Source organism: Pseudomonas sp. GW822-FHT04C11 (assembly GCF_058800905.1).
This window is the reverse complement of record NZ_JBXAMS010000006.1, coordinates 36,462-43,182: the sequence shown is the minus strand read 5'-3', so window position 1 is coordinate 43,182 and position 6,721 is coordinate 36,462. Positions and strand designations below refer to the sequence as shown.

Sequence of the window (6,721 nt, the reverse complement as noted above, 5' to 3'; positions counted from 1 at the left end):
GACCGCCAGGTCAACAAGAAGCGCCGCTTGATGACGCACCACAAGAAAGCCGACAAGAAGCGCCGCGACAAGCGCTGACTCGAAAGCTGGCTCGTCCCGTCGGGATGGGCTTTTGTGGCGAGGGAGCTTGCTCCCGCTCGACTGCAAAGCAGTCGCAAAATCAGCGGATGCGTTCTATCTGAATAACCTCGGTTCCAGGTTTTGGGGTCGCTTCGCGGCCCAGCGGGAGCAAGCTCCCTCGCCACAGGTTAGATGGCGGCTGTATTAGAAGAAGGGCGCCCATGGCGCTCTTTTTCGTGTCTGGCGTTTGAGCTATCCTCGGGCTCTCCCGCGCCGCCGTTAGCGTCGGGTGTTCAGTAGGGAATCACCGATGATCACCAGCAAGCTGCCGAATATCGGCATCACTATTTTCACCCAAATGTCTCAGCTCGCGGCACAGACCGGCGCGATCAACCTGTCCCAGGGGTTCCCCGATTTCGATGCTCCGCAAGCCTTGTGCGATGCGGTCGGCCGGCACATCGCCAATGGCCATAACCAGTATTCACCAATGACCGGCCTGCCGGCGCTGCGCCAGCAAGTGGCGGCGAAGATTGCTCGCAGCTATGGCGTGAGCGTCGATGCCGACACCGAGGTGACCATCACCCCCGGCGCGACCCAGGCGATCTTCTGCGCGATTGCGGCGGTTATCCACAGCGGTGACGAAGTGATCGTCTTCGATCCGGCCTACGACAGTTATGAGCCTTCGGTGGCGCTGGCCGGTGGTCGTTGCGTGCATGTGCCATTGGCGGGAAAGGACTTCGCCATCGACTTCCAGAAGCTCGGCGAAGCACTGAGCCCACGCACGCGAATGATCATCCTCAACTCGCCGCATAACCCGAGTGGTGCGCTGATCTCGCGTGCCGAGCTGGATCAGTTGGCGGCCTTGATCCGCGACCGCGATATCTACCTGATCAGCGACGAAGTGTATGAACACCTGGTGTTTGACGGTGTAGCGCATGCCAGCGTTTTGGCTCACGAAGAGCTGTACCAGCGCGCCTTCGTGGTCAGTTCTTTTGGCAAGACTTATCACGTCACTGGCTGGAAGACCGGCTACGTGATCGCGCCACCGGCGCTCACGGAAGAACTGCGCAAGGTGCATCAATACGTCAGTTTCTGCGGTGTGACCCCGTTGCAGTACGCGCTGGCCGACTTCATGGCCGAGCACCCGGAGCATGTCGAAGAGTTGCCGGGTTTCTATCAGGCCAAGCGTGATCTGTTCTGTGATTTGCTGGCACCTTCGCGGTTCAGCTTTACCAAGGCCACCGGGACCTATTTCCAGTTGGTCGACTATTCGCAAATCCGCCCGGACCTGAACGATGTCGAGATGGCCAAGTGGATGACGCGCGAGCATGGCGTGGCGGCGATCCCGATTTCGGTGTTTTACCAGAACCCGCTGCCGGAACAGCGTCTGGTGCGCCTGTGTTTTGCCAAGCGTGAGGAGACGCTGCGTCAGGCAGCGGAGAAACTATGCGCGATCTGACGACCTTGCCCAATCTGAATGTTGCGTTGATCCAGACCACATTGGCCTGGCATGACCGCAAGGCCAACCTCGAGCATTTCGAACAGTTGCTGGAGCAGGCGCGGGGCGCCGATCTGATCGTGCTGCCGGAGATGTTCACCACCGGCTTCTCCATGGAGTCGCCAACCCTTGCTGAAGCGGAAAACGGCCCGACCAGTAAATGGTTGCGAGCGCAGGCCGCCAAACTTGACGCGGTGATTACCGGCAGCGTGATTGTCCAGGCGGCCGATGGCAGCTATCGCAATCGACTGTTGTGGGCGCAGCCGGACGGTGAGGTGTTGCATTACGACAAGCGTCACCTGTTTCGCATGGCCGGCGAGCACAAACATTACACCGCCGGCGAGCATCAGGTGCAGTTCGAGCTCAAGGGCTGGCAGGTGCGTCCGTTGATTTGCTACGACCTGCGTTTCCCGGTGTGGAGCCGCGATGCGCAAGACACCGACCTGCTGCTGTACACCGCCAACTGGCCGGGTGCACGGCGTCAGCACTGGAACCGTTTGTTGCCGGCGCGGGCTATCGAGAACCTCTGCTATGTCGCGGCGGTGAACCGGACTGGCACTGACGGTAAAGGCTTTGCTTATACCGGTGATAGCCAGGTACTGGATTTCCAGGGCGAGACACTGCTCGGTGCCGGTGAGGCCGACGGGGTATTCCAGGTCGTGCTGAGCGCTGCGGAGTTGGCGGCGTATCGCACGCGGTTCCCGGCGAATCTGGATGCCGATACCTTCGAGCTGACCTGAGATCTTCGCTGCCTGACAGGCAACGAAAACCTGAAGATAAAAAAAGGCCCCGAGGTTTTCACCTCGGGGCCTTTTGCGTTTCAGCTGACGGCTTAGGCCGCTTTCGCTTCCGGCTGGCTCAGGGAGCGGTTCAGCGCGCTGAACAGGGCCTTGAAGCTGGCGGTGGTGATGTTTTCGTCGATGCCCACGCCATGCACTGCACGCTCGCCGTTCACACGCAGTTCAATGTAGGCCGCAGCCTTGGCATTGGTGCCTGCGCCGATCGCGTGTTCGTTGTAGTCCATGATTTCCACCGGGATCGGCAGACCGGCAACCAGTGCTTCCAGGGCGCCGTTGCCCTTGCCGCGCCAGTGCAGGTTGGTTTCGCCCTGGCCTTTGCTGGAGACTTCAACTTCGACGGCGCTATGACCGTTCTCTTCCTGCAAACGATGGCTGACCAGTGCGTACGGCGTGTTGGCCTGCAAGTACTCGCTGTGCAGCAGCGCGTGGATCTGCTGGGCTGTCATCTCGAGGCCCAGGCGATCGGTCTCGCGTTGTACCACCTGGCTGAACTCGATCTGCATGCGGCGCGGCAAGTTGATGCCGTATTCCTGTTCCAGCAGGTAAGCGATACCGCCCTTGCCGGACTGACTGTTGACGCGAATCACCGCCTCGTAGCTGCGACCGATGTCGGCCGGGTCGATCGGCAAGTACGGCACTTCCCACAGTGCATCCGGTTTCTGTTGGGCGAAGCCCTTGCGGATGGCGTCCTGGTGCGAGCCGGAGAACGCGGTGTGAACCAGGTCGCCGACGTACGGGTGACGCGGGTGCACCGGAATCTGGTTGCACTCTTCAACGACTTTGCGCACGCCGTCGATGTCGGAGAAATCCAGCTCAGGGTCAACGCCCTGGGTGTAGAGGTTCAAGGCCACGGTGACCAGGTCAACGTTACCGGTACGCTCGCCGTTGCCGAACAGGCAGCCTTCGACACGGTCGGCGCCCGCCATCAGGCCCAGCTCGGTGGCCGCAACGCCAGTGCCACGGTCGTTGTGGGTGTGCAGGCTGATGATCACGCTGTCACGACGGTTGATGTGACGGCCGAACCACTCGATCTGGTCGGCGTAGATGTTCGGTGTAGCGCATTCGACAGTGGCTGGCAGGTTGAGGATGACCTTGTGCACAGGTGTCGGGTTCCAGACCTCGATCACCGCGTCGCAGACTTCCTTGGCGAACTCCAGCTCAGTGGCGCTGAAGGTCTCTGGCGAGTATTCGAAGGTCCACTCGGTGTCCGGCTGCTGGGCGGCATATTTGACGAACAGCTTGGCGGCGTTCACGGCGATGGCCTTGATCCCGTCCTTGTCTTGATTGAAGACAATCCGGCGGAAGGAAGGGCAGGTCGCGTTGTAGAGGTGAACGATGGCTTTTTTCGCGCCACGAAGGGATTCGAAAGTCCGCTCGATCAGGTCTTCACGGCCCTGGGTCAGCACCTGGATGGTGGTGTCGTCCGGGATGTGGCCGCCTTCGATCAGGGTCCGCACGAAGTCGAAGTCGGTTTGCGAAGCGGCCGGGAAGGAGGCTTCGATTTCTTTCACGCCGACGGCGACCAGGGTTTTCCAGAAGCGCAGCTTTTTCACTGCGTCCATTGGCTCGATCAGCGACTGGTTACCATCGCGCAAGTCGGAGCTGCACCAGATCGGCGCGGCAGTGATGGTCTTCGATGGCCAAGTGCGATCCGGAATGTCGATAGTCGGGAAGGCGCGGTATTTCGAAGACGGGTCTTTGAGCATGCTCATCGGAAAATCCTTATTGTGTGGGCCGAAAAAAGGCGGCCTGCCGGTGGATCAAAAAAACGTTGGATAAAACGTGGGACGAGGCACCGCGATTCAGCCCGGCAGTCGTGCGCTGACGAGGCACAGGCTGCGGTGCTGGCGGAGCTGAATGAGGGTGTGAGAAGTTTTCATGTCTTCAACCCTAACCGCGAGGGTGAAAGATGGCAAGCAGTCGAAAAACTTTGAGAGGAATACTCGAAAAATATGTTTTTGCGAGATTTTATTCTGGAAAGAACAATATTGTTTGATAGGTATTGCGCGGACCGTTCGTCGTGCGCAATACCTGTGGGAGCAAGGCTTGCCCGCGATGAACGATAACGCGGTGTAACTGTGACACCGCATCGCGGCATTCGCGGGCAAGCCTTGCTCCTGCGAGATTACGCTGACTTATGGCTGGAATGCGCCGATGAAAATCGCCGGGTCCACGCGGGCGTCGTTCAAGCTGACGTTCCAGTGCATGTGCGGCCCGGTCGCACGCCCGGTGGAGCCGACTTTGCCGACCACGCCGCCGCGCGCCAGTTGCTGGCCGACTTTCACGTCGATTTTCGACATGTGGCAGAACATGCTGATAAAGCCCTGGCCGTGGTCGACGAATACCGTGTTGCCGTTAAAGAAGTAGTTGCCGATCAGGATCACCTTGCCGGCCGCCGGGGTCTTGATCGGCGTACCCGCTGGCACCGCGAAGTCCAGGCCCGCGTGGGGATTGCGCTCTTCGCCGTTGAAGAACCGGCGCACACCGAACTTGCTCGACAGCGGACCATTGACCGGCTTGTCCAGCAGCAGGTTGCTCGGCGTCACCGGGCTGAAACTGCGGTAGGCGCGGACCTGTTCGTCCAATTCGGCGTCGATGCGTTTCAGGTCGTCCGGGTTCGGATTGACCTGACGCTGGTTCTTCAGGGTGATGTGCTGTTCCGGGTACTTCTTGTTGCCGACCATGAAGTTCAGGTTACGGCCACCGCTACTGAGCTGCTGGTTGCCGGGTTTGACGGTCAGCGGCACGCCGACAACCGCCAGCCAGTTGTTCTGTTCCTTGACCACCAGCACCGGTTTGCCTTGATAGCTGGCCTTGGGCGCCTGAGCCGAAGTGCCCAGGTCGACCACCGCCACACCGCCGGGCACCGGTTTGTTCAGCAGGCGCGTGATGTAGCTGTCGGCGTGGGCGTTGAAGGTCAGGCAAAGCAACAACAGCGGTGCAAGAAAACGTGGCATGGATCAATCCAGTAAAGAAAGGGTGACGGGCGTCAGGTGGTTGTCTTCGACCCGGACCTGCAATTGGCCTTCGCCGAGTATGGCTTTCAGGCGTTGGCCGTTTTGGGTCTGCGCGGCGCTGCGGATCGCGTTGCCGCGTTCATCGAGCAAAATGCTGTAACCACGGCCCAGTGTCGCCAACGGGCTGACCACATGCAGGGTTTGCATTTGGGTTTGCAGTTGCAGGCGACGAGCCTTCAGGCCTTCGCGCATCGAGCGCGGCAGACGCTCGGCGAGGCTGTCGAGGCGCTGGCGCAGCAGCGCCAGTTGGCGTCCCGGATGTTGCCCGGCGAGGCGGGTTTCGAGGCGGATCAGTCGCTCGCGACGGGTATTGAGACTGCGCTCGAAAGCCCGGCGCAGGCGCATGTCCAGGTCGTCCAGGCGTTGCGCTTGCTGACGCAGGCGTTCGCCGGGATGGCGCAAGCGGCGCGAGATGCCTTCCAGGCGCAGGCGATCACGCATCAAGCGGTCGCGGATGCGCATCACCAAACGCCGATGCAGGCTTTCGACCCGGCGCACCAGGTCGCTGGAATCCGGCGCCAGCAGTTCGGCTGCGGCGGAAGGCGTCGGTGCACGAACGTCGGCCACGAAGTCGCTGATCGACACATCGGTTTCATGGCCGACGGCGCTGACAATCGGGGTGACGCAGGCATCTATCGCGCGGGCCACGGCCTCTTCGTTGAAACACCAGAGATCTTCCAGCGAGCCACCGCCACGCGCGAGAATCAGCGCATCGAAACCGCGGGCGTCAGCCAGTTTCAGTGCGCGGACAATCTGCGCGGTGGCTTCGCGGCCTTGCACGGCGGTGGGGATCAGGGTCAGCACCACTTGCGGCGCACGGCGGCGGAATACGCTGATGATGTCGCGAATCACCGCGCCGGTCGGCGAGCTGATGATGCCAATGCGTTGCGGGTGTGCCGGCAGCGGCACTTTGCGTTCGGCACTGAACAGGCCTTCGGCGCTGAGTTTTTCTTTCAGCGCATCGAACGCCAGGCGCAGCGCACCGTCACCGGCAGGCTCCACGGTGTCGAGAATCAGCTGATAGTCGCCACGCCCCTCAAACAGCGAAACCTTGCCCCGGACCTTGACCGCCAGGCCATCCTTCAGCGCCTGGCGAACCCGCGCAGCGTTCTGCCGGAACAGCGCGCAACGCACTTGGGCGCCACTGTCCTTTAGGGTGAAATAGATGTGGCCGGACGCCGGGCGGGCGAGGTTGGAGATTTCGCCTTCGACCCAGATGTTGCTGAACACGTCTTCAAGCAGCACCCGTGCGCGGCCGTTGAGCTGGCTGACCGTCAGGACTTCTCGGTCCAGGCCGAGTCTTGCAAAGGGATCTTTAATCATGGGGCGCAGTTTAAAGGCATTCG

At 60.9% G+C, this 6,721-nt stretch carries 6 protein-coding genes; 3 read left to right on the top strand and 3 right to left on the bottom strand.

What is annotated here, in order from left to right:
• The 3 genes from AC1RJ3_RS11675 to AC1RJ3_RS11665 all read left to right on the top strand — a co-directional run.
• The coding region (locus tag AC1RJ3_RS11675) for a hypothetical protein (protein ID WP_493079055.1) at positions 1 to 182 on the top strand (182 nt) is incomplete at its 5' end.
• Positions 183 to 370: 188 nt separating this feature from the next.
• Positions 371 to 1,519: a pyridoxal phosphate-dependent aminotransferase gene (locus AC1RJ3_RS11670; RefSeq protein WP_493079053.1), complete on the top strand. Its 1,149-nt coding sequence runs from the start codon at positions 371 to 373 to the stop codon at positions 1,517 to 1,519.
• Positions 1,507 to 2,298: an amidohydrolase gene (locus tag AC1RJ3_RS11665; protein WP_493079051.1), complete on the top strand. Its 792-nt coding sequence runs from the start codon at positions 1,507 to 1,509 to the stop codon at positions 2,296 to 2,298. Before AC1RJ3_RS11670 ends, AC1RJ3_RS11665 begins: the two co-directional genes overlap by 13 nt.
• A 92-nt stretch (positions 2,299 to 2,390) precedes the next feature.
• Here AC1RJ3_RS11665 and leuA read toward each other — a convergent pair whose 3' ends face one another.
• The 3 genes from leuA to xseA all read right to left on the bottom strand — a co-directional run bounded on the left by leuA (position 2,391) and on the right by xseA (position 6,698).
• The gene (gene leuA / locus AC1RJ3_RS11660) at positions 2,391 to 4,070 is read right to left on the bottom strand and encodes a 2-isopropylmalate synthase (RefSeq protein ID WP_493079049.1); all 1,680 of its coding nucleotides are present in this window, start codon (positions 4,068 to 4,070) and stop codon (positions 2,391 to 2,393) included.
• A 423-nt stretch (positions 4,071 to 4,493) separates the two neighbouring features.
• Entirely contained in the window at positions 4,494 to 5,315 is an 822-nt protein-coding gene (locus AC1RJ3_RS11655) for a M23 family metallopeptidase (protein WP_054595814.1), read from the bottom strand.
• Positions 5,316 to 5,318: 3 nt separating this feature from the next.
• Positions 5,319 to 6,698 carry an exodeoxyribonuclease VII large subunit gene (xseA, locus tag AC1RJ3_RS11650; RefSeq protein WP_054595815.1) on the bottom strand — a complete coding sequence of 460 codons (1,380 nt, stop codon included), beginning with the start codon at positions 6,696 to 6,698 and terminating at the stop codon, positions 5,319 to 5,321.
• Between the last annotated feature and the right edge of the window lie 23 nt (positions 6,699 to 6,721).

Excerpts from the sequence above, each read along its gene's own strand:
- AC1RJ3_RS11670 (WP_493079053.1), top strand. The coding sequence starts at position 371 with ATGATCACCAGCAAGCTGCCGAATATCGGCATCACTATTTTCACCCAA.
- xseA (WP_054595815.1), bottom strand. The coding sequence starts at position 6,698 with ATGATTAAAGATCCCTTTGCAAGACTCGGCCTGGACCGAGAAGTCCTG.
- leuA (WP_493079049.1), bottom strand. The coding sequence starts at position 4,070 with ATGAGCATGCTCAAAGACCCGTCTTCGAAATACCGCGCCTTCCCGACT.
- AC1RJ3_RS11655 (WP_054595814.1), bottom strand. The coding sequence starts at position 5,315 with ATGCCACGTTTTCTTGCACCGCTGTTGTTGCTTTGCCTGACCTTCAAC.
- AC1RJ3_RS11665 (WP_493079051.1), top strand. The coding sequence starts at position 1,507 with ATGCGCGATCTGACGACCTTGCCCAATCTGAATGTTGCGTTGATCCAG.